Origin of the sequence: Streptomyces pathocidini (genome assembly GCF_001418495.1) — a bacterium.
In the GTDB taxonomy this organism is placed as follows: domain Bacteria; phylum Actinomycetota; class Actinomycetes; order Streptomycetales; family Streptomycetaceae; genus Streptomyces; species Streptomyces pathocidini.
Genome location: NZ_LIQY01000131.1, coordinates 1 through 20,046 on the forward strand (window position 1 = coordinate 1; position 20,046 = coordinate 20,046).

The 20,046-nt window shown below is 70.2% G+C and carries 17 protein-coding genes and 1 pseudogene; 2 read left to right on the plus strand and 16 right to left on the minus strand.

All coding sequences use genetic code 11. From position 1 onward, the window contains the following. Positions 1-282: NUDIX hydrolase (locus tag AOK16_RS08150; RefSeq protein WP_157859145.1), on the plus strand; the 282-nt coding region annotated here is incomplete at its 5' end. A gap of 280 nt (positions 283-562) precedes the next feature. Here AOK16_RS08150 and nuoN read toward each other — a convergent pair. Genes nuoN through AOK16_RS08220 form a run of 14 tightly spaced genes read right to left on the minus strand, consistent with a single transcriptional unit; the run spans position 563 to position 16,582 of the window. Continuing rightward, on the minus strand, positions 563-2,215 hold the full coding sequence (gene nuoN / locus AOK16_RS08155; RefSeq protein ID WP_055471565.1) for an NADH-quinone oxidoreductase subunit NuoN: 1,653 nt from the start codon (positions 2,213-2,215) through the stop codon (positions 563-565). Next, positions 2,212-3,888 (minus strand): NADH-quinone oxidoreductase subunit M, encoded by a 1,677-nt coding sequence (locus AOK16_RS08160; protein WP_055471566.1) that lies wholly within the window; start codon positions 3,886-3,888, stop codon positions 2,212-2,214. The genes nuoN and AOK16_RS08160 overlap by 4 nt, the downstream gene beginning before the upstream one ends. A 4-nt stretch (positions 3,889-3,892) precedes the next feature. After that, on the minus strand, positions 3,893-5,788 hold the full coding sequence (gene nuoL / locus AOK16_RS08165) for an NADH-quinone oxidoreductase subunit L (protein ID WP_055471567.1): 1,896 nt from the start codon (positions 5,786-5,788) through the stop codon (positions 3,893-3,895). A gap of 12 nt (positions 5,789-5,800) precedes the next feature. After that, positions 5,801-6,100, minus strand: coding sequence for an NADH-quinone oxidoreductase subunit NuoK (nuoK, locus tag AOK16_RS08170; RefSeq protein ID WP_055471568.1), 300 nt, complete (start codon positions 6,098-6,100; stop codon positions 5,801-5,803). Then, on the minus strand, positions 6,097-6,915 hold the full coding sequence (locus AOK16_RS08175) for an NADH-quinone oxidoreductase subunit J (protein WP_055471569.1): 819 nt from the start codon (positions 6,913-6,915) through the stop codon (positions 6,097-6,099). Before AOK16_RS08175 ends, nuoK begins: the two co-directional genes overlap by 4 nt. Beyond that, positions 6,912-7,532, minus strand: a complete 621-nt coding sequence (gene nuoI / locus AOK16_RS08180) for an NADH-quinone oxidoreductase subunit NuoI (RefSeq protein ID WP_055471570.1) — start codon at positions 7,530-7,532, stop codon at positions 6,912-6,914. The genes AOK16_RS08175 and nuoI overlap by 4 nt, the downstream gene beginning before the upstream one ends. Continuing rightward, complete coding sequence (gene nuoH, locus AOK16_RS08185; protein ID WP_055471571.1) at positions 7,525-8,907, minus strand: NADH-quinone oxidoreductase subunit NuoH; 1,383 nt, start codon at positions 8,905-8,907, stop codon at positions 7,525-7,527. The genes nuoI and nuoH overlap by 8 nt, the downstream gene beginning before the upstream one ends. Further along, complete coding sequence (locus AOK16_RS08190) at positions 8,904-11,405, minus strand: NADH-quinone oxidoreductase subunit G (RefSeq protein ID WP_055471572.1); 2,502 nt, start codon at positions 11,403-11,405, stop codon at positions 8,904-8,906. Before AOK16_RS08190 ends, nuoH begins: the two co-directional genes overlap by 4 nt. Beyond that, complete coding sequence (gene nuoF, locus AOK16_RS08195; protein ID WP_055471573.1) at positions 11,402-12,784, minus strand: NADH-quinone oxidoreductase subunit NuoF; 1,383 nt, start codon at positions 12,782-12,784, stop codon at positions 11,402-11,404. Before nuoF ends, AOK16_RS08190 begins: the two co-directional genes overlap by 4 nt. Further along, a complete protein-coding gene (nuoE, locus tag AOK16_RS08200; RefSeq protein WP_055471574.1) occupies positions 12,784-13,530 on the minus strand; it encodes an NADH-quinone oxidoreductase subunit NuoE in 747 nt (248 codons plus the stop codon). The genes nuoF and nuoE overlap by 1 nt, the downstream gene beginning before the upstream one ends. 35 nt (positions 13,531-13,565) lie before the next feature. Further along, positions 13,566-14,888 (minus strand): NADH-quinone oxidoreductase subunit D, encoded by a 1,323-nt coding sequence (locus AOK16_RS08205; RefSeq protein ID WP_055471575.1) that lies wholly within the window; start codon positions 14,886-14,888, stop codon positions 13,566-13,568. Then, on the minus strand, positions 14,888-15,655 hold the full coding sequence (locus AOK16_RS08210; protein WP_055471576.1) for an NADH-quinone oxidoreductase subunit C: 768 nt from the start codon (positions 15,653-15,655) through the stop codon (positions 14,888-14,890). Before AOK16_RS08210 ends, AOK16_RS08205 begins: the two co-directional genes overlap by 1 nt. Next, on the minus strand, positions 15,652-16,206 hold the full coding sequence (locus AOK16_RS08215; RefSeq protein WP_055471577.1) for a NuoB/complex I 20 kDa subunit family protein: 555 nt from the start codon (positions 16,204-16,206) through the stop codon (positions 15,652-15,654). The genes AOK16_RS08210 and AOK16_RS08215 overlap by 4 nt, the downstream gene beginning before the upstream one ends. A 16-nt stretch (positions 16,207-16,222) precedes the next feature. Further along, positions 16,223-16,582 (minus strand): NADH-quinone oxidoreductase subunit A, encoded by a 360-nt coding sequence (locus tag AOK16_RS08220; RefSeq protein ID WP_055471578.1) that lies wholly within the window; start codon positions 16,580-16,582, stop codon positions 16,223-16,225. Positions 16,583-17,307: 725 nt separating this feature from the next. Between AOK16_RS08220 and AOK16_RS08225 the strand changes: the two genes are divergently transcribed. Then, the gene (locus AOK16_RS08225; protein ID WP_055471579.1) at positions 17,308-18,132 is read left to right on the plus strand and encodes a C40 family peptidase; all 825 of its coding nucleotides are present in this window, start codon (positions 17,308-17,310) and stop codon (positions 18,130-18,132) included. Between the two features lie 177 nt (positions 18,133-18,309). Here AOK16_RS08225 and AOK16_RS08230 read toward each other — a convergent pair whose 3' ends face one another. Together AOK16_RS08230 and AOK16_RS08235 are read right to left on the minus strand one after the other, a co-directional pair. Continuing rightward, complete coding sequence (locus AOK16_RS08230; RefSeq protein WP_055471580.1) at positions 18,310-19,596, minus strand: geranylgeranyl reductase family protein; 1,287 nt, start codon at positions 19,594-19,596, stop codon at positions 18,310-18,312. A gap of 174 nt (positions 19,597-19,770) precedes the next feature. After that, positions 19,771-20,046: pseudogene (locus tag AOK16_RS08235) on the minus strand (asparaginase); the annotation flags it as partial.

Consider the following 20,046-nt stretch of genomic DNA (forward strand, 5'->3'; position numbering starts at 1 on the left):
GTGGACGAAGGCGAGGACCTCGTCCACGCCTTGCACCGAGAGGTCGAGGAGGAGACCGGCCTGGTCATCGCCTCGATCGTCGAATACCTCGGCCACTTCGACTACCTGTCCAAGAGCGGCAAGCGGACTCGGCAGTTCAACTTTGGCGTCACCACAGGTGGCGGTCCGGTCGCACTGACCGAACACGACGAGCACCTGTGGGCCGACACCAGCGGGCAGCGCCTCGTCAGCCCTGCGGTACAGGACGTGCTGAAGCGCTGGCACGATGTGAAAGCCGAATGACCGGCAATCCGCCAGAGGTTGCTGGCGAGGTATCGGCCGCCCGGCCGCGCATGACCCTACGCGTCTACAGGGCGAGCCGTGAGGGCGTCATCACGAAGTGGCTCGGCGAGGTACAGGTCCTGGGGGAGAAGCAGGCAGGGCTGCCGGAGACCAGCGCGTACCCACCCTGCCGATGTCCCCTCCATCGCCGACACGACAGCGCAGAAGCGCTATAACGACGGTGCCCCGGAGCCTGCTGGCTCCGGGGCACCGTCGGCGGACGCCGGCTGGCGTCCACAGGTCACCGCACGAACACCCCCGCCTGGCCCGCCAGGTCCAGGAAGTACTGGGGGGCCACGCCCAGCGCCACCGTCACGGCGACGCCGAGGGCGATGGCTGTCATCGTCAGCGGGCTCGGGACGGCCACCGTCGGGCCCTCCGGACGGGGCTCGCTGAAGAACATCAGGACGATCACCCGGATGTAGAAGAACGCCGCGATCGCCGAGGCGATCACACCGACCACGACCAGCTCGCCCGCGCCGCCCCCGGCCGCCGCCTGGAAGACGGCGAACTTGCCGGAGAAGCCCGAGGTCAGCGGGATGCCCGCGAAGGCCAGCAGGAAGACCGCGAAGACCGCCGCGGTCAGCGGCGAACGGCGGCCGAGCCCGGCCCACTTGGACAGGTGCGTGGCCTCCCCGCCCGCGTCGCGTACCAGCGTCACCACGGCGAAGGCGCCGAGGGTGACGAATGAGTACGCGGCGAGGTAGAAGAGCACCGAGGAGACCCCGTCCGGGGTGGCGGCCAGGACGCCCGCGAGGATGAAGCCCGCGTGGGCGATGGAGGAGTACGCCAGCATCCGCTTCACATCGGTCTGGGTGACGGCCACGATCGCACCGGCCAGCATGGTGACGATCGCGACGCCCCACATGACCGGCCGCCAGTCCCAGCGCATCCCCGGCAGGACCACGTACAGCAGCCGCAGCAGCGCGCCGAAGGCGGCGACCTTGGTGGCGGCCGCCATGAAGCCGGTGACCGGGGTCGGCGCGCCCTGGTAGACGTCCGGGGTCCACATGTGGAACGGCACGGCGCCCACCTTGAACAGCAGCCCCACCAGCACCATCGCCGAGCCGATCAGCAGCAGCGCGTCGTTGCCCATGGTCCCGGCCAGCGCCGGGGTCACGTTCCGCACAGTGCCGTCCACGACCTCGGCGATACCGGAGTACGTGACGGTGCCCGCGTACCCGTACAGCAGCGCAACGCCGAACAGCAGGAAGGCCGAGGAGAAGGCGCCCAGCAGGAAGTACTTGACCGCGGACTCCTGCGACAGCAGCCGCTGCCGGCGGGCCAGCGCGCACAGCACGTACAGCGGGAGGGAGAAGACCTCCAGTGCCACGAACAGGGTCAGCAGGTCGTTGGCGGCGGGGAAGACCAGCATGCCGCCGACCGCGAACAGCAGGATCGGGAACACCTCGGTGGTGGTGAACCCGGCTTTGACCGCGGCCTGTTCGGCCGCGCCGCCGGGCACGGCCCCGGCCTGCGCGGCGAAGGAGTCGACCCGCTTGCCGTGCGCCCGGGGGTCGAGCCGCCGCTCGGCGAAGGTGAAGACGGCGACCAGGGAGACCAGCAGGATCGCGCCCTGGAGGAACAGCGCCGGGCCGTCGACGGCGACCGCGCCCATGGCCGCGATCCGCGCCTTGTCGGTCGCGTAGCCGCCGGCAGCCAGGCCGATCACGGCTGCGAAGGCCGCGGCCAGGCCGACCAGGGAGAGCAGCAGCTGCGCGTGGTAGCGGGCCCGGCGCGGGAGGAAGGCCTCCAGCAGGATGCCGACCAGCGCGGCGCCGAACACGATCAGCGTCGGGGCCAGTTGGCCGTACTCGATGTGCGGGGCCGGGATCTTGTCGGGAATCTCGGCCGCCGTTGTCCACAGGCTGTGGACAGTCGCCGCACTGCTCACTTCGCGGCCTCCGTCTCTCGTACCGGTTCGACATCGGACTTGGGGTCATGCCGGTCCACGACGGACAGCGTGTGGTCGACGGCCGGGTTCACGATGTCCGTGAGCGGCTTCGGGTAGACGCCCAGGAAGAGCAGCAGCGCGATCAGCGGGGCCACGACCACCAGTTCGCGGATCCTGAGGTCGGGCATGTGCCGCACCTCGTCCTTCACCGGGCCGGTCATGGTCCGCTGGTAGAGCACCAGCACATACAGCGCGGCCAGCACGATGCCGAACGTCGCGATGATTCCGATGACCGGGTAGCGGCTGAATGTGCCCACCAGGACCAGGAATTCGCTCACGAAGGGCGCGAGACCCGGCAGCGAGAGCGTGGCCAGCCCGCCGATCAGGAACGTGCCCGCCAGGACCGGCGCCACCTTCTGCACCCCGCCGTAGTCGGCGATCAGGCGCGAGCCGCGGCGGGAGATCAGGAAGCCGGCGACCAGCATCAGCGCCGCCGTCGAGATCCCATGGTTGACCATGTAGAGCGTCGCGCCGCCCTGGCCCTGGGTGGTCATCGCGAAGATGCCCAGGATGATGAAGCCGAAGTGGGAGATCGAGGCGTAGGCGACCAGCCGCTTGATGTCCCGCTGCCCGACCGCCAGCAGGGCTCCGTAGACGATGCTGATCAGCGACAGCACCAGGATCGCGGGCGTGGCCCACTTCGAGGCCTCCGGGAAGAGCTGAAGGCAGAAGCGGAGCATCGCGAAGGTGCCGACCTTGTCGACGACCGCCGTGATGAGCACCGCCACCGGGGCCGTCGACTCGCCCATCGCGTTCGGCAGCCAGGTGTGCAGCGGCCACAGCGGGGCCTTGACGGCGAAGGCGAAGAAGAAGCCGAGGAACAGCAGCCGTTCGGTGCCCGTGGCCAGGTCCAGGTCGCCGCTCGCCCGCGCCTGCACGATCTGCTGGAGCGAGAACGTGCCCTGCCCGAGGTCGTCGGCGGTCACCGCGTACAGCCCGATGACGGCCGCCAGCATGATCAGGCCGCCGGCGAGGTTGTAGAGCAGGAACTTCACGGCGGCGTAGGAGCGTTGGGTGGCCGCTGCCTCGTCGCCGCCCCCCGCCGTGCCGGCGGCGAACTGAGCGGGGGCGGCCCGGTCCCCGAAGCCGCCGATGAGGAAGTACATCGGGATCAGCATGGCTTCGAAGAAGACGTAGAAGAGGAAGACGTCGGTGGCCTCGAAGGAGATCACCACCATCGCCTCGACCATCAGGATCAGCGCGAAGAAGCCCTGAGTGGGGCGCCAGCTGTACGACCTGCCCGCGTCGGAGCCGCTGTCGGACCCGGCCAGGGGATCAGCGTCGTGCCAGCCCGCCAGGATGATAAAGGGGATCAGGAGGGCGGTGAGCGCGATCAGCGCGACCGCGATGCCGTCCACGCCCAGCTCGTAGCGGACCCCGAAGTCCGCGATCCAGGCGTGGGATTCGGCCATCTGGTACTGCTCGCCGCCCGGCTCGAACCGTACGAGCACGACCAGCGCCAGGGCGAGCGTGGCGAGGGAGAAGGCCAACGCCAGCCACTTGGCGGCGGTGCGCCGCGCGGCTGGCACAGCCGCGGTGGCGACCGCGCCGAGCGCGGGCACCGCGGCCGTGGCCGTCAGCAGGGGGAAGCCTGCGTTGACTACTTGCGACATGCGATCAGACCGCCCTCATCAGCAGGGTCGCGGCGATCAGGACCGCCGCACCGCCGAACATCGAGACCGCGTAGGAGCGGGCATAGCCGTTCTGCACCTTGCGCAGCCGGCCCGACAGGCCGCCGACCGAGGCGGCCGTTCCGTTGACCACCCCGTCCACGACCGTGTGGTCGAGGTAGACCAGGCTGCGCGTGAGGTGTTCGCCGCCGCGGACCAGCACCACGTGGTTGAAGTCGTCCTGGAGCAGGTCGCGCCGGGCGGCCCGGGTGAGGAGCGAGCCGCGCGGGGCGGCCACGGGCACGGGCCTGCGCCCGTACTGCGCCCAGGCCAGCGCGACGCCGATGACCATGACGGCCACGGTCGCGCCCGTGACGGCGCCCGCGCTGAGCGGCGAGTGCCCGTGCTCGAAGGAGGTGACGGGCTCCAGCCACTTCACGAACGCCTCGTTGAGGCTGAACAGCCCGCCCGCGAACACCGATCCGAAGGCGAGGACGATCATCGGGATCGTCATGGACTTCGGTGACTCGTGCGGGTGCGGCTCGTTGCCCTCAGCGTCGGGCTGCCAGCGCTTCTCACCGAAGAAGGTCATGATCATCACCCGCGTCATGTAGTACGCGGTGATGGCCGCGCCCAGCAGGGCGACCCCGCCGAGGATCCAGCCCTCGGTGCCACCCTTGGCGAAGGCCGCCTCGATGATCTTGTCCTTGGAGAAGAAGCCGGAGAGGCCGGGGAAGCCGATGATCGCGAGATAGCCGAGCCCGAAGGTGACGAAGGTGATCGGCATGTACGTGCGCAGGCCGCCGTACTTGCGCATGTCGACCTCGTCGTTCATGCCGTGCATCACCGAACCGGCGCCGAGGAACAGCCCGGCCTTGAAGAAGCCATGGGTGACCAGGTGCATGATCGCGAAGGCGTAGCCGATCGGGCCGAGGCCCGCGGCCAGGATCATGTAGCCGATCTGGGACATCGTCGAGCCTGCCAGGGCCTTCTTGATGTCGTCCTTCGCGCAACCGACGATCGCACCGAACAGCAGCGTGACCGCGCCGACCACCACCACGACCAGCTGGGCGTCCGGGGAGGCGTTGAAGATGGCCCCGGAGCGGGTGATCAGGTAGACGCCCGCGGTCACCATGGTCGCGGCGTGGATCAGCGCGGAGACCGGGGTCGGGCCCTCCATCGCGTCACCGAGCCAGGACTGGAGCGGGACCTGGGCCGACTTTCCGCAGGCGCCGAGCAGCAGGGTCAGCCCGATCGCGGTCAGCACGCCCTCGCTCGCCCGGTCCGTCGAGGCCAGCACCGGGCCGAAGGCGAAGGTCCCGAAGGTGGTGAACATGAGCATGATGGCGATGGACAGGCCCATGTCGCCGACCCGGTTGACGATGAAGGCCTTCTTGGCCGCCGTCGCCGCGCTCGGCTTGTGCTGCCAGAACCCGATGAGCAGGTACGAGGCGAGACCGACGCCCTCCCAGCCCACGTACAGCAGCAGGTAGTTGTCCGCCAGGACCAGCAGCAGCATCGCCGCGAGGAAGAGGTTGAGGTAGCCGAAGAAGCGCCGGCGGCGCTCGTCGTGCTCCATGTAGCCGGTCGAGTAGACGTGGATCAGCGTGCCCACGCCGGTGATCAGCAGCACGAAGGTCATCGACAGCTGGTCCAGCTGGAAGGCCACGTCCGCCTGGAAGCCGCCGACCGGGACCCAGCTGAACAGGTGCTCGCGCAGCGTCCGTTCCTCGCCGCCGAGCGCCAGCATGTGGGCGAAGAGCACCACGCCGATCACGAACGACGCCCCGGCGAGCACGCAGCCGATCCAGTGGCCCACGCGGTCGAGCCGCCGCCCGCCGCACAGCAGGACGGCCGCGCCGAGAAGCGGGGCCGCGATGAGCAATCCGATGAGGTTCTCCACTGTTGCGGCCCCTTACAGCTTCATCAGGCTGGCGTCGTCGACCGAGGCCGAGTGGCGGGAACGGAAGATCGTCACGATGATCGCCAGGCCGACCACGACCTCGGCCGCGGCGACCACCATCGTGAAGAACGCGATGATCTGGCCGTCGAGGTTGCCGTGCAGCCGGGAGAAGGTGACGAAGGCCAGGTTGCAGGCGTTCAGCATCAGCTCGACGCACATGAACACGACGATCGCGTTGCGCCGGATGAGCACCCCGGCCGCGCCGATACTGAACAACAGGGCGGACAGATAGAGGTAGTTGACCGGGTTCACTTGCCTGCCTCCTCGGCTCGCTCGATCCGGCCGAGCCGCGCCTCGGCGCGCTGCTCCAGCGCCGCGAGGTCGGCCAGCGCCTCCCCCGACACGTCCCGGATCTGGCCCCGGGCGCGCAGCGTCTCGCTCACGGTCAGCTCGGACGTCGTGCCGTCGGGCAGCAGGCCCGGGATGTCCACGGCGTTGTGCCGGGCGTAGACACCGGGCGCGGGCAGCGGCGGGACCTGCTTGCCGGTGCGGACGCGGGCCTCGGCCTGCTCCCGCTGTGTCGCGGCGCGCTCGGTGCGCTCGCGGTGGGTGAGCACCATCGCGCCGATGGCCGCGGTGATGAGCAGCGCGCCGGTGATCTCGAAGGCGAACACGTACTTGGTGAAGATCAGCGCGGCCAGGCCCTCGACGTTGCCGCCGGCGTTGGCCTTGCCCAGCCCCTCGAAGGAGGTGAGCGAGGCGTTGCCGATCCCGGCCAGGAGCAGGACGCCGAAGCCGAGACCGCAGGCCGCGGCCAGCCAGCGCTGGCCCTTCAGCGTCTCCTTGAGGGAGTCGGCGGCGGTGACGCCGACCAGCATGACGACGAAGAGGAACAGCATCATGACCGCGCCCGTGTAGACGACGATCTGCACGATGCCGAGGAAGTACGCGCCGTTGGCAAGGTAGAAGACGGCCAGGACGATCATGGTCCCGGCCAGGCACAGGGCACTGTGCACGGCCTTCTTCATCAGGACCGTGCACAGCGCGCCGACGACGGCGACCACGGCGAGGACCCAGAACTGGAAGGCCTCGCCGGTGGAAGTGGTGTAGGCGGCCGCGGCGTTCACGCGTCCACCCCCTGGTCTTCGGGCTTCTCGCTCTTCTCGTCCTTGGAGGTGGCCACTTGGCGCTCGGTGCCGGGCGCGGCCTCCGTCACCAGGCCCCGGTAGTAGTCCTTCTCGGTCATGCCCGGGTAGATCGCGTGAGGAGTGTCGACCATGGTCTCCTCCAGGCCCGCGAGCAGCTCCTCCTTGGTGTAGATGAGCGACGCGCGGGACCGGTCGGCCAGTTCGTACTCGTTGGTCATCGTCAGGGCCCGGGTCGGGCAGGCCTCGACGCACAGGCCGCACAGGATGCAGCGCAGGTAGTTGATCTGGTAGACGCGGCCGTACCGCTCGCCCGGGGAGTAGCGCTCCTCCTCGGTGTTGTCGGCGCCCTCCACGTAGATCGCGTCGGCCGGGCAGGCCCAGGCGCACAGCTCGCAGCCGATGCACTTCTCCAGGCCGTCCGGGTGCCGGTTGAGCTGGTGCCGGCCGTGGAAGCGCGGCGCGGTGGGCTTCTTCTGCTCCGGGTACTGCTCCGTCAGCCGCCGCTTGAACATGGCCTTGAAGGTCACGCCGAAGCCGGCGACGGGGTTGTGCCGGGAGCTCGGGGAGGTCTCCCCCCGGTTGTCGCTGTCAGACACCGTCAGCCTCCTTTCCGTCACTCTCAGTATGCGCGGGCCCACTGACAATCAACTCGCCGTCGTGGCGCGGACGTCGGCGCGGCACGGGCGGCAGCGTCTGCCCGGGCAGCGGCGGTACGGGGAACCCGCCCGCCATCGGGTCGAACACGGGCGGCGGCCCCTCGGCCTCGGCGGCCTCGCCGGCCTTCCCGCCGCGCTCGCGGAACACGTCGTAGACGAAGGAGAGCAGCAGCAGCGCGACGACGGCGCCGCCGACGTAGAGCACGATGTCCTGGAAGTCGTAGTTCTCGTTCCGCAGCGCCCGGACGGTCGCGACGAGCATGACCCAGACCGCGGAGACCGGGATGAGCACCTTCCAGCCCAGCTTCATCAACTGGTCGTAGCGCACCCGCGGGAGCGAGCCGCGGATCCAGATGAAGACGAAGAGCAGCAGCTGCACCTTGAGCGTGAACCAGAGCAGCGGCCACCAGCCGTGGTTCGCGCCCTCCCAGAACGCGCTGATCGGGTACGGGGCCCTCCAGCCGCCGAGGAAGAGCGTGATGGCGACCGAGGAGACGGTGACCATGTTGACGTACTCGGCCAGCATGAACATCGCGAACTTGATGGAGGAGTACTCGGTGTTGAAGCCGCCGACCAGGTCGCCCTCGGACTCCGGCATGTCGAACGGCAGCCGGTTCGTCTCGCCCACCATCGACACGATGTAGATCAGGAACGACACCGGCAGCAGCACCGCGAACCAGCGGTCCTCCTGCGCCGCGACGATCGCCGAGGTCGACATCGAGCCGGAGTAGAGGAACACGGCCGCGAACGCCAGGCCCATCGCGATCTCGTACGAGATGAGCTGCGCGGCCGAGCGCAACCCGCCGAGCAGCGGGTAGGTCGAGCCGGAGGACCAGCCGGCGAGCACGATGCCGTAGAAGCCGACCGAGGCGACCGCGAGGATGTAGAGGATCGCGATCGGCAGGTCGGTGAGTTGCATCGCGGTGCGCTGGCCGAAGATCGAGACCTCGTTGCCCGCCGGGCCGAACGGGATGACCGCGATGGCCATGAAGGCGGGGATCGCGGCGACGATCGGCGCCAGGACGTAGACCACCTTGTCGGCCCGCTTGACGACCAGGTCCTCCTTGAGCATCAGCTTGATGCCGTCCGCGAGAGACTGGAGCATGCCCCAGGGGCCGTGCCGGTTGGGGCCGATGCGCAGCTGCATCCAGGCGACGACCTTGCGCTCCCACACGATGGAGAACAGCACGGTCACCATGAGGAAGGCGAAGCAGAAGACCGCCTTGATCAGGATGAGCCACCAGGGGTCCCGCCCGAACATGGACAGGTCCTCGGCCGCCAGGTGCGGGAGTTGCTGGGGGATCTGCCGGATCATGCCTCCACCTCCGCGGGGGCCGCGTCGGCCGGAGCCACGGCGATCTTCACCAGCCGGCCCGGGACCGTGCCCAGGTCCCGGTGGGCGCCGCCACCGGTCGAGTTGAGCGGCAGCCAGACCACCCGGTCGGGCATCTCCGTGACCTGAAGGGGCAGTTGGACGGACCCGGCCGGGCCGGTGACCCGCAGCAGCGCCCCGTTGGCCACCCCTGCCTCGGCGGCCGTGGCGGCCGAGAGCCGCGCGACGGCCGCGTGCCGGGTGCCGGCCAGTGCCTCGTCGCCCTCCTGGAGGCGGCCCCGGTCCAGCAGGAGCCGGTGGCCGGCGAGTACGGCCTCGCCCGCCTCGGGGCGCGGCAGCGGCTGCTGGGACTCGGCGGGCCCGGTGGCGTGGTGGCCGTCCCAGGTGCCCAGCCGCCCCAACTCCTGCCGCACGGACCGTACGTCGGGCAGGTCCAGGTCGCAGTCGAGCGCGTCGGCCAGCATGTGGACCACCCGTACGTCCTGGGGCAGTTGGCGGCGGACCATCTGGTCGGGCTTGACGGCGGCCTCGAAGGGGCGGGCCCGGCCTTCCCAGTTGAGGAAGGTGCCCTCCTTCTCGGCGACGGCCGAGACCGGGAGGACCACGTCGGCCCGGTCGGTGACCTCGCTGGGCCGCAGCTCCAGGCTCACCAGGAAGCCGACCTCGTCCAGCGCCCGGAGCGCGCCGTCCGGGTCGGGCAGGTCGGCGACCTCCACGCCCGCGACGAGCAGGGCGGCCAACTCGCCGGTGGCGGCGGCCTCCAGGATCTGCCCGGTGTCCCGGCCGTGCCGGTGCGGCAGCCCGGAGACGCCCCAGGCGGCGGCGGTCTCCTCACGCGCGCGTGGATCGGTCGCGGGCCGCCCGCCGGGGAGCAGCCCGGGCAGCGCGCCCGCCTCCAGCGCGCCGCGCTCGCCGGCCCGGCGCGGGATCCACGCGAGCGTGGCGCCGGTCGCGGTGGCGGCCCGTACGGCGGCGGTCAGCGCGCCCGGCACACCCGCGAGGCGCTCGCCGACGACGATCACCGCGCCCTCGGCGCGCAGCGCCTGGGCCGCGGCCTCGCCGTCGCCCTCCAGTCCCGTGTGCCCGGCGATGGCGTCGAGCCACTCGGTCTCGGTGCCGGGCGCGGCGGGCAGCAGTGCGCCGCCCGCCTTCGCCAGGCCGCGCGTCGCGTGCGTGGCGACGGCGAAGGTGCGCTGGCCGTGCTTGCGGTGGGCCTTGCGCAGCCGCAGGAAGACCCCGGGGGCCTCCTCCTCGGCCTCGAACCCGACCAGCAGCACCGCCGGCGCCTTCTCCAGGGCGGTGTACGTGAGCCCGGACCCGTCCAGGTCTCGCCCGCGCCCGGCGATCCTGGCGGCCAGGAAGTCGGCCTCCTCGGCGCTGTGCACCCGGGCCCGGAAGTCGATGTCGTTGGTGTCGAGCGCAACCCGGGCGAACTTGGCGTAGGCGTAGGCGTCCTCGACGGTCAGCCGCCCGCCGGTGAGCACGCCCGTACGGCCCTTGGCCGCGGCCAGCCCCTTGGCCGCCGCTTCCAGCGCCTCCGGCCAACTGGCGGGCTCCAGTTCCCCCTCGTCGTTGCGGACGAGCGGGGTGGTGAGCCGGTCGGGGCGCTCGGCGTAGCGGAACGCGAAGCGGCCCTTGTCGCAGATCCACTCCTCGTTGACCTCGGGGTCGTCGGCCGCGAGCCGCCGCATGACCTTGCCGCGGCGGTGGTCGGTGCGCGTGGCGCAGCCGCTGGAGCAGTGCTCGCACACGCTCGGCGAGGAGACCAGGTCGAAGGGGCGGGAGCGGAACCGGTAGGCCTTGGAGGTGAGGGCGCCGACCGGGCAGATCTGGATGGTGTTGCCGGAGAAGTACGACTCGAAGGGCTCGCCCTCGCCGATGCCGACCTGCTCCAGGGCGCCGCGCTCCAGCAGCTCGATCATCGGGTCACCCGCGATCTGCTGCTGGAAGCGGGTGCAGCGGGCGCACAGCACGCACCGCTCGCGGTCCAGCAGCACCTGGGTGGAGAGCGGGATCGGCTTCTCGTAGGTCCGCTTCCTGCCTTCGAAGCGGGTGTCGGCCTGCCCGGCGCTCATGGCCTGGTTCTGCAGCGGGCACTCGCCGCCCTTGTCGCAGACCGGGCAGTCGAGCGGATGGTTGATCAGCAGCAGCTCCATCACGCCGCGTTGGGCCTTGTCGGCCACCGGCGAGGTGAGCTGGGTCCTGACGACCATCCCGTCGGTGCAGGTGATGGTGCAGGACGCCATGGGCTTGCGCTGGCCCTCGACCTCGACGATGCACTGGCGGCAGGCGCCGGCCGGGTCCAGGAGGGGGTGGTCGCAGAAGCGCGGGATCTCGATCCCGAGCAGTTCCGCGGCCCGGATCACCAACGTGCCCTTGGGGACCGAGAGCTGGACGCCGTCGATGGTGACGGACACCAGGTCCTCGGGCGGCACCGCCGCGCTCCCTCCTCCGGAGGGAGCTGACGTGGTGACGGTCATGCGTGCACCTCCAGGTTCTTTCCGTCCGCCCACGCGGTGGACTTGGCCGGGTCGAAGGGGCAGCCCCGGCCGGTGACGTGCTGCTCGTACTCCGCGCGGAAGTACTTGAGCGAGGAGAAGATCGGGGAGGCGGCACCGTCTCCCAGGGCGCAGAAGGACTTGCCGTTGATGTTGTCGGCGATGTCGTTCAGCTTGTCGAGGTCCTCCATGCGGCCCTTTCCGGCCTCGATGTCGCGCAGCAACTGCACGAGCCAGTAGGTGCCTTCGCGGCACGGGGTGCACTTGCCGCAGGACTCGTGCGCGTAGAACTCGGTCCAGCGGGTGACGGCGCGTACGACGCAGGTGGTCTCGTCGAAGCACTGGAGCGCCTTGGTGCCGAGCATGGAGCCGGCCGCGCCCACGCCCTCGTAGTCCAGCGGGACGTCCAGGTGCTCGTCGGTGAGCATCGGGGTCGAGGAGCCGCCGGGGGTCCAGAACTTGAGCCGGTGGCCGGGGCGCATCCCGCCGCTCATGTCGAGGAGCTGGCGCAGCGTGATGCCGAGGGGGCCCTCGTACTGGCCGGGGCGGGCGACGTGGCCGGAGAGCGAGTAGAGCGTGAAGCCGGGGGACTTCTCGCTGCCCATCGAGCGGAACCAGTCCTTGCCGCGGTGCAGGATCGCGGGAACCGACGCGATGGACTCCACGTTGTTCACCACAGTGGGGCACGCGTACAGGCCGGCGACCGCGGGGAAGGGGGGGCGCAGCCGGGGCTGGCCGCGCCGCCCTTCGAGCGAGTCGAGCAGCGCGGTCTCCTCACCGCAGATGTACGCGCCCGCGCCCGCGTGCACGGTGAGTTCGAGGTCGAAGCCGCTGCCCAGCACGTTCTCGCCGAGGTATCCGGCGACGTACGCCTCGGCGACCGCGTGGTGGAGGCGGCGCAGCACGGGCACGGTCTCGCCGCGCAGGTAGATGAACGCGTGGTGGGAGCGGATCGCGTGGCAGGCGATCACGATGCCCTCGATGAGGGCGTGCGGGTTGGCGAAGAGGAGGGGGATGTCCTTGCAGGTGCCGGGCTCGGACTCGTCGGCGTTGACGACGAGGTAGTGCGGCTTGCCGTCGCCCTGCGGAATGAACTGCCACTTCATGCCGGTGGGGAAGCCGGCGCCGCCGCGGCCGCGCAGACCGGAGTCCTTGACCAGGGCGATGACGTCGTCGGGCGCCATCTCCAGGGCCTTGCGCAGGCCGAGGTAGCCGTCGTGGCGCCGGTAGGTCTCCAGGGTCCAGGGGTCGGGCTGGTCCCAGAAGGAGGACAGCACCGGGGCGAGCAGCTTCTCGGGGCTGGCCTCTCCCCCGGCCTCGGGCCGGGACGGGCTCCCGAACTCTTCAGTGGACACGGTCATCACTCCTCCCCTTCCTCGGTCACCGGACCGGCGGGGTGCTGCGGATCGGAGGCGGAGGACCGCGGGGAGACCACCCGCCCAGGCCCCGACTCGCCCTTGGCCAGCCGGAGTCCGGCCAGCGAGGCGTGCCCTGCTCCGCCGGTCGCCTCGACCGCGCCGGGCCGCTCGTCGGGGAACCCGGCGAGGATCCGGGCCGTCTCCTTGTACGTGCACAGGGGCGCGCCGCGGGTCGGCTCGACCTCCCGGCCCTCCCGCAGGTCGTCGACCAGGCGCCGCGCGGAGTCGGGCGTCTGGTTGTCGAAGAACTCCCAGTTGACCATCACCACGGGCGCGAAGTCGCAGGCCGCGTTGCACTCGATGTGCTCCAGCGTGACCTTGCCGTCCTCGGTGGTCTCGCCGTTGCCGACGCCCAGGTGCTCCTTGAGGTCGTCGAAGATGGCGTCGCCGCCCATCACCGCGCACAGCGTGTTGGTGCAGACGCCCACCTGGTAGTCCCCGGAGGGCTTGCGCCGGTACATCGTGTAGAAGGTGGAGACCGCGGTGACCTCGGCGGTGGTCAGGCCCAGCAGCTCGGCACAGAACCGGATGCCGGTGCGCGAGACGTACCCCTCCTCGGACTGCACCAGGTGCAGCAGCGGCAGCAGCGCGGAGCGGCCGTCGGGGTAGCGGGCGATCACTTCGCGGGCGTCCGCCTCCAGCCGGGCCCGTACGTCGGCCGGGAAGTCGGGCGCGGGCAGCTGCGGCATCCCCAACTGCACACCCGAGTCGGCTTGATTGGCGCTCACCGGTCGACGCCTCCCATCACGGGGTCGATGGACGCCACCGCGACGATGACGTCGGCCACCTGGCCGCCCTCGCACATCGCCGCCATGGCCTGCAGGTTGGTGAAGGACGGGTCGCGGAAGTGGACCCGGAAGGGGCGGGTGCCGCCGTCGCTGACGGCGTGCACGCCCAGTTCGCCCTTGGGCGACTCCACGGCCGCGTAGGCCTGGCCGGGCGGCACCCGGAAGCCTTCGGTGACCAGCTTGAAGTGGTGGATCAGGGCCTCCATCGAGGTGCCCATGATCTTCTTGATGTGGTCAAGCGAGTTGCCAAGGCCGTCGGGTCCGAGCGCCAGTTGGGCGGGCCAGGCGATCTTCTTGTCGCCGACCATCACCGGCCCCGGCTCCAGCCGGTCCAGGCACTGCTCGACGATCCGCAGCGACTGCCGCATCTCCTCCAGCCGGATCAGGAACCGGCCGTACGCGTCGCAGGAGTCGGCCGTCGGCACCTCGAAGTCGAAGGTCTCGTAGCCGCAGTAGGGCTGGGTCCTGCGCAGGTCGTGCGGCAGCCCGGTGGAGCGCAGAATCGGTCCTGTGGCGCCGAGGGCCATGCAGCCCGCGAGGTCCAGGTAGCCGACGTCCTGCATGCGGCCCTTGAAGATGGGGTTGCCGGTGGCGAGCTTGTCGTACTCCGGCAGGTTCTTCCGCATCTTCTTGATGAACTCGCGCACCGCGTCGATCGCGCCGGGCGGCAGGTCCTGGGCGAGTCCGCCGGGCCGGATGTACGCGTGGTTCATCCGCAGGCCGGTGATCAACTCGTAGAGGTCCAGGATCATTTCGCGGTCCCGGAACCCGTAGATCATGACCGTGGTGGCGCCCAGCTCCATGCCGCCGGTGGCGATGCAGACCAGGTGCGAGGAGAGCCGGTTGAGCTCCATCAGCAGAACGCGGACGAGGGTCGCCCGGTCGGGGATGTCGTCCTCGATGCCGAGCAGCTTCTCCACGGCCAGGCAGTACGCCGTCTCGTTGTAGAACGAGGTGAGGTAGTCCATGCGCGTCACGAACGTGGTGCCCTGGGTCCACGTCCGGAACTCGAGGTTCTTCTCGATGCCGGTGTGGAGGTAGCCGATGCCGCAGCGGGCCTCGGTCACGGTCTCGCCGTCGATCTCCAGGATCAGCCGGAGCACGCCGTGCGTGGACGGGTGCTGCGGGCCCATGTTGACGACGATCCGCTCGTCGTCGGCCTTGGCCGCGGCGGCCGCGACCTCGTCCCAGTCGCCACCGGTGACGGTGTAGACCGTGCCTTCCGTGGTCTCGCGGGGAGTTGCTTCCGAAGTGGACATCAGGAGTACGACCTCCGCTGGTCCGGAGCCGGGATCTGGGCGCCCTTGTACTCGACGGGGATGCCGCCGAGGGGGTAGTCCTTGCGCTGCGGGAAGCCCTGCCAGTCGTCCGGCATCATGATCCGCGTGAGCGCCGGGTGGCCGTCGAAGACGATGCCGAAGAAGTCGTACGTCTCGCGCTCGTGCCAGTCGTTGGTCGGGTAGACCTCGACGATCGACGGGATGTGCGGGTCGGCGTCGGGCGCCGAGACCTCCAGGCGGATCAGCCGGTTGTGGGTGATCGAGCGCAGGTGGTAGACGGCGTGCAGCTCGCGGCCCTGGTCGCCCGGGTAGTGGACTCCGCTGACGCCGGTGCACAGTTCGAAGCGGAGCGCCGGGTCGTCGCGCAGGGTCTTGGCGACCTGCGGCAGGTGCTCGCGGGCGATGTGGAGGGTGAACTCGCCGCGGTCCACGACGGCCTTCTCGATCGCGTTCTCCGGTACGAGCCCCTGCTCGTCCAGGGCGCCTTCCAGCTCGTCGGCCACTTCGTCGAAGTATCCGCCGTACGGCCGCGCGGACGCGCCCGGGAGCCGTACAGACCGGACGAGTCCGCCGTAACCGGAGGTGTCGCCGCCGTTGTTGGGGCCGAACATGCCGCGGCGCACGCCGATGACCTCGCCGTGGTCGCCGCGCTGGCCCGGCAGGTTCTGGACGTTGAGGTCCTTGTCGGGGTTGGTGCCGCCCGCGCCCGAGCCGTTGGCGGCACCCGAGCCGTTGTCCGCGCTCACTGCAGCAGCCCCTTCATCTCGATGGTGGGCAGGGCGCTGAGCGCCGCCTCCTCGGCCTCCCGGGCCGCCTGCTCGCGGTTGACCCCGAGCTTCTCGCCCTGGATCTTCTGGTGGAGCTTGAGGATCGCGTCCAGCAGCATCTCGGGGCGGGGCGGGCAGCCGGGCAGGTAGATGTCGACGGGCACGACGTGGTCGACGCCCTGCACGATCGCGTAGTTGTTGAACATGCCGCCGGAGGAGGCGCAGACGCCCATGGAGATGACCCACTTGGGGTTCGGCATCTGGTCGTAGACCTGCCGCAGCACCGGAGCCATCTTGTTGCTCACCCGGCCCGCGACGATCATCAGGTCCGCCTGGCGCGGAGAGCCGCGGAAGACCTCCATGCCGAAGCGCGCGAGGTCGTAGCGGCCGGCGCCGGTGGTCATCATCTCGATGGCGCAGCAGGCGAGTCCGAACGTGGCCGGAAAGACGGAGGACTTGCGGACCCAGCCCGCAGCCTGCTCCACGGTCGTCAGCAGAAAACCGCTCGGCAGTTTCTCTTCGATACCCATGTTGGCTCCTGGCCCCCTAGTCCCATTCCAGGCCGCCACGACGCCAGACATAGGCGTAGGCGACGAAGACGGTGAGCACGAAGAGGAGCATCTCGACGAGCCCGAACAACCCCAGGGCGTCGAAGGTGACGGCCCAGGGGTAGAGGAAGACGATCTCGATGTCGAAGACGATGAAGAGCATCGCCGTCAGGTAGTACTTGATCGGGAAGCGCCCGCCGCCGGCCGGCTGCGGGGTCGGCTCGATGCCGCACTCGTACGCCTCGAGCTTGGCCCGGTTGTAGCGCTTGGGGCCGACGAGGGTGGCCATGACCACGGAGAAGATCGCGAAGCCTGCCCCGAGGGCGCCTAGCACGAGGATGGGCGCATAGGCGTTCACGCTCCTCGCTCCTTCCAGTCGACGTTGACTGCGGACCGCGACCGGACGAGCACCCTGCCGACACGAAGATCGTGCATATGTGAGGCAGTTCACAAGCCCGAGTCGCCTGCATCCTATGCCTCCCGGTCTGTGATCTGCGACACGGGGTCAGGGAAGACCTTTGTGATCTCCACCACCTGACGAACGATCATGAAGGCGGATGAGCGGTGATCTTCGCACGCGAAGCGTCCGAGCAGTCACGAGAGGTGACATTCGAGGGTCTTACCGCAGGTCAGAGGGTGGCCTGCCTAGCAAACGACAAGCGGAATCAGCAAATTCGCTTTGGTCGGCGACGCCTGGTAAACGCTCCCAGCGGGCTGCGTCCACAGGGTGCGAGCCGGACCGCTCGGAGGGGTGGACCGCGTGCACGCGTTCACATGGCGACCGACGCTTTTCGGCCTCGCCACCGGCCGACTCCGGACCGTAATGAAACCGTGAGGTATCCCACGCTATCCGGCTGACCGGAAAAACCGTCCTTGGCCACCGACCGTAAGTGGTGGTAGGCGGAGTGCAATTCGGACGAATTGAAAGAAACCCGTGATCATGGCCCCGGCCTGACCCGATGGTTCAGACACGGATTCCGCCCTCGAAGATCAAAAACCAGGCATTCTCGCCGCGTACGTGACAACTGTGGCGCACCACACGTTTCTTGAAGACACCCGCGCCCCCTTGATAGCCCTGATGCCATGTCCCATACCGCTCACATACGAAGCCACCGGAAGCCCCGCCGCAACACCAACAGGTTGGCGCTGCGTGCCGGAGTTGCCGGTGGCGTCCTCAGCACCCTCGCCGTGGCCGGCGGCTCAGCCTCCGCCGCACCGGCCGAAACCCCCGTCACCGGGTCCACCCTGGAAATGCCGACGGTGACCGACGCTCTCGCGGGCGCCGCCGCGAAGTCCTCCGCCGCCACCGAGCTCGCGGCCCAGGACTACGAGTACCGCGCCGAGCTCGACAAGCAGCGGGACCGCGCCGCCGACACCGCCCGCGCGGCGGCGAAGAAGGCCAAGCAGGAGGCCGAGCGCAAGGCCGAGGCCGAGCGCCGCGCCAAGGAGGCCCGCGCCGAGAAGGCCGCCGCCGAGGCCCGCGAGCGCGCCTCCCGCCAGGCCGAGCGCACCACGCTCACCAACACCGCCGCCGCCGCCACCTCTTCGGCGACCGGCAGCGTCGGCACCGTGCTCTCCTTCCTGGAGGCTCAGCTCGGCAAGGCCTACGTCATGGGCGCCACCGGCCCGTCCGCGTACGACTGCTCCGGTCTGACGCAGGCCGCGTTCAAGACCGTCGGCGTCGACCTCCCGCGCGTCTCGCAGGACCAGTCGACCACCGGCACCCCCGTCTCCCTCGGCAACCTCCAGAAGGGCGACCTGCTCTTCTGGGGCGGGGTCGGCAGCGCGTACCACGTCGCCGTCTACGTCGGCGACGGCATGTACATCGACGCCGCCAACCCCAGCAAGGGCGTCGTCAAGCAGAAGCTCAGCGACTACCCGCCGACTTCCGCGACCCGCGTGCTGTAAACGCACCGCGCGAGGCGTACGACAAGGGCCGCCCTCTCCCACCGCTCGGGAGGGGGCGGCCCTTGTGCGTGGCCGCAGGGTACGGCCCTTGGGCATGGCCGTACCGGCAGTTGGCGTGGCCGTACCGGGGCCGTACCGGGGCCGTACCGGCAGTTGGCGTGGCCGTACGGGCCGGCCCTAGGCGCGCGGCGCCACCTTGCTGAGCCCGTTGATGACCCGGTCCATCGCGTCGCCGCCGGTCGGGTCGGTGAGGTTGGCCAGCAACTTGAGGGTGAACTTCATCAGCAGCGGGTGCGTGAGGCCGCGCTGGGCCGCCAGCTTCATGACCTTCGGGTTGCCGATCAGCTTCACGAAGCCCCGGCCGAGGGTGTAGTAGCCGCCGTAGGTGTCCTTGAGGATCTTCGGGTAGGCGCGGAGGGCGAGTTCGCGCTGCACCGGGGTCCGGCGGGCGTGCGCCTGGACGATGACATCGGCGGCGATCTGGCCGGATTCCATCGCGTACGCGATGCCCTCGCCGTTGAAGGGGTTCACCAGCCCGCCCGCGTCGCCGACCAGCAGCAGGCCGCGCGTGTAGTGCGGCTGCCGGTTGAAGGCCATCGGGAGCGCCGCGCCGCGGATCGGCCCCGTCATGTTCTCCGGGGTGTAGCCCCAGTCCTCCGGCATGGACGCGCACCAGGCCTTGAGCACCTCGCGCCAGTCCAACTCCTTGAACGCCTCGGAGGTGTTGAGCACCCCGAGCCCGACGTTGGACGTACCGTCGCCCATGCCGAAGATCCACCCGTAGCCGGGCAGCAGCCGCTCCTGGCCGCCGCGCCGGTCCCACAGCTCCAGCCAGGACTCCAGGTAGTCGTCGTCGTGCCGCGGCGAGGTGAAGTACGTGCGGACGGCCACGCCCATAGGGCGGTCCTCGCGCCGGTGCAGGCCCATCGCAAGGGACAGCCGGGTGGAGTTGCCGTCGGCGGCGACGACGAGCGGGGCGTGGAAGGTGACGGGCGTCTTCTCCTCGCCGAGCTTGGCCTCGACCCCGATGATCCGCCCCGTACGGTCGTCGAGCACGGGGGCGCCGACGTTGCACCGCTCATGCAGCCGCGCGCCCGCCTTCTGCGCCTGCCGCGCGAGCTGTTCGTCGAAGTCGTCCCGCTTGCGGACGAGCCCGTAGTCGGGGTACGACGCCAACTCCGGCCAGTCGAGCTCCAGTCGGACCCCGCCGCCGATGATCCGCAGCCCCTTGTTCCGCAGCCAGCCGGCCTCTTCCGAGATGTCGATACCCATCGACACCAGCTGCTTGGTCGCCCGCGGCGTGAGCCCGTCGCCGCACACCTTCTCGCGCGGGAACGCGGTCTTCTCCAGCAACAGGACATCGAGTCCGGCCTTCGCCAGGTAGTACGCGGTGGTGGACCCGGCGGGCCCGGCCCCCACGACGATCACATCGGCGCTGCGCTCGGTACGGGCAAGATCGGGCACGACAGCACTCCTGGTGCGGGCGATGGAACCGGACACCGCAGTCTAGAACGGCGGTCGCCGGCGGGCCGATCCCGCCCGCAAGACGCGACACAGCGCGACCCTGCAGGCCCCTCCCAGCGGTGACCGGCAAAGCCTCCCGCCGCAACAACCCACCGGAACCGGGCCGGATGGCCGTCACGCAGCGGCGACAACTCCGCCCGGGTCCGCGAGGCGGCTGAGGGTGGCCGTGTTCGACTCCCCGTCCGGCGAGGACATCAGCGCCGACAGCACGGCGATCCTCGCTTGCCCCGCCCGCAGAGTGCCCATCGGCACCGCGCCCGCCGCGATCAGGTCGACCGCCCCGCCGCCGCCCGCGTAGATCGGGGTGACAGCACCCGCCGGGACGCGGGTCGTCAGCGCGACGAGCACCCCGTGCCCGACGGCCCGCCGCACGGCCGAGGAAAACTCCGG

Coding starts and splice junctions, on each gene's coding strand:
- AOK16_RS08160 (WP_055471566.1), bottom strand. CDS start 3,888: ATGTCGCAAGTAGTCAACGCAGGCTTCCCCCTGCTGACGGCCACGGCC.
- nuoH (WP_055471571.1), bottom strand. CDS start 8,907: ATGATCCGGCAGATCCCCCAGCAACTCCCGCACCTGGCGGCCGAGGAC.
- AOK16_RS08190 (WP_055471572.1), bottom strand. CDS start 11,405: ATGACCGTCACCACGTCAGCTCCCTCCGGAGGAGGGAGCGCGGCGGTG.
- nuoF (WP_055471573.1), bottom strand. CDS start 12,784: ATGACCGTGTCCACTGAAGAGTTCGGGAGCCCGTCCCGGCCCGAGGCC.
- nuoE (WP_055471574.1), bottom strand. CDS start 13,530: ATGCCGCAGCTGCCCGCGCCCGACTTCCCGGCCGACGTACGGGCCCGG.
- AOK16_RS08205 (WP_055471575.1), bottom strand. CDS start 14,888: ATGTCCACTTCGGAAGCAACTCCCCGCGAGACCACGGAAGGCACGGTC.
- AOK16_RS08215 (WP_055471577.1), bottom strand. CDS start 16,206: ATGGGTATCGAAGAGAAACTGCCGAGCGGTTTTCTGCTGACGACCGTG.
- AOK16_RS08225 (WP_055471579.1), top strand. CDS start 17,308: ATGTCCCATACCGCTCACATACGAAGCCACCGGAAGCCCCGCCGCAAC.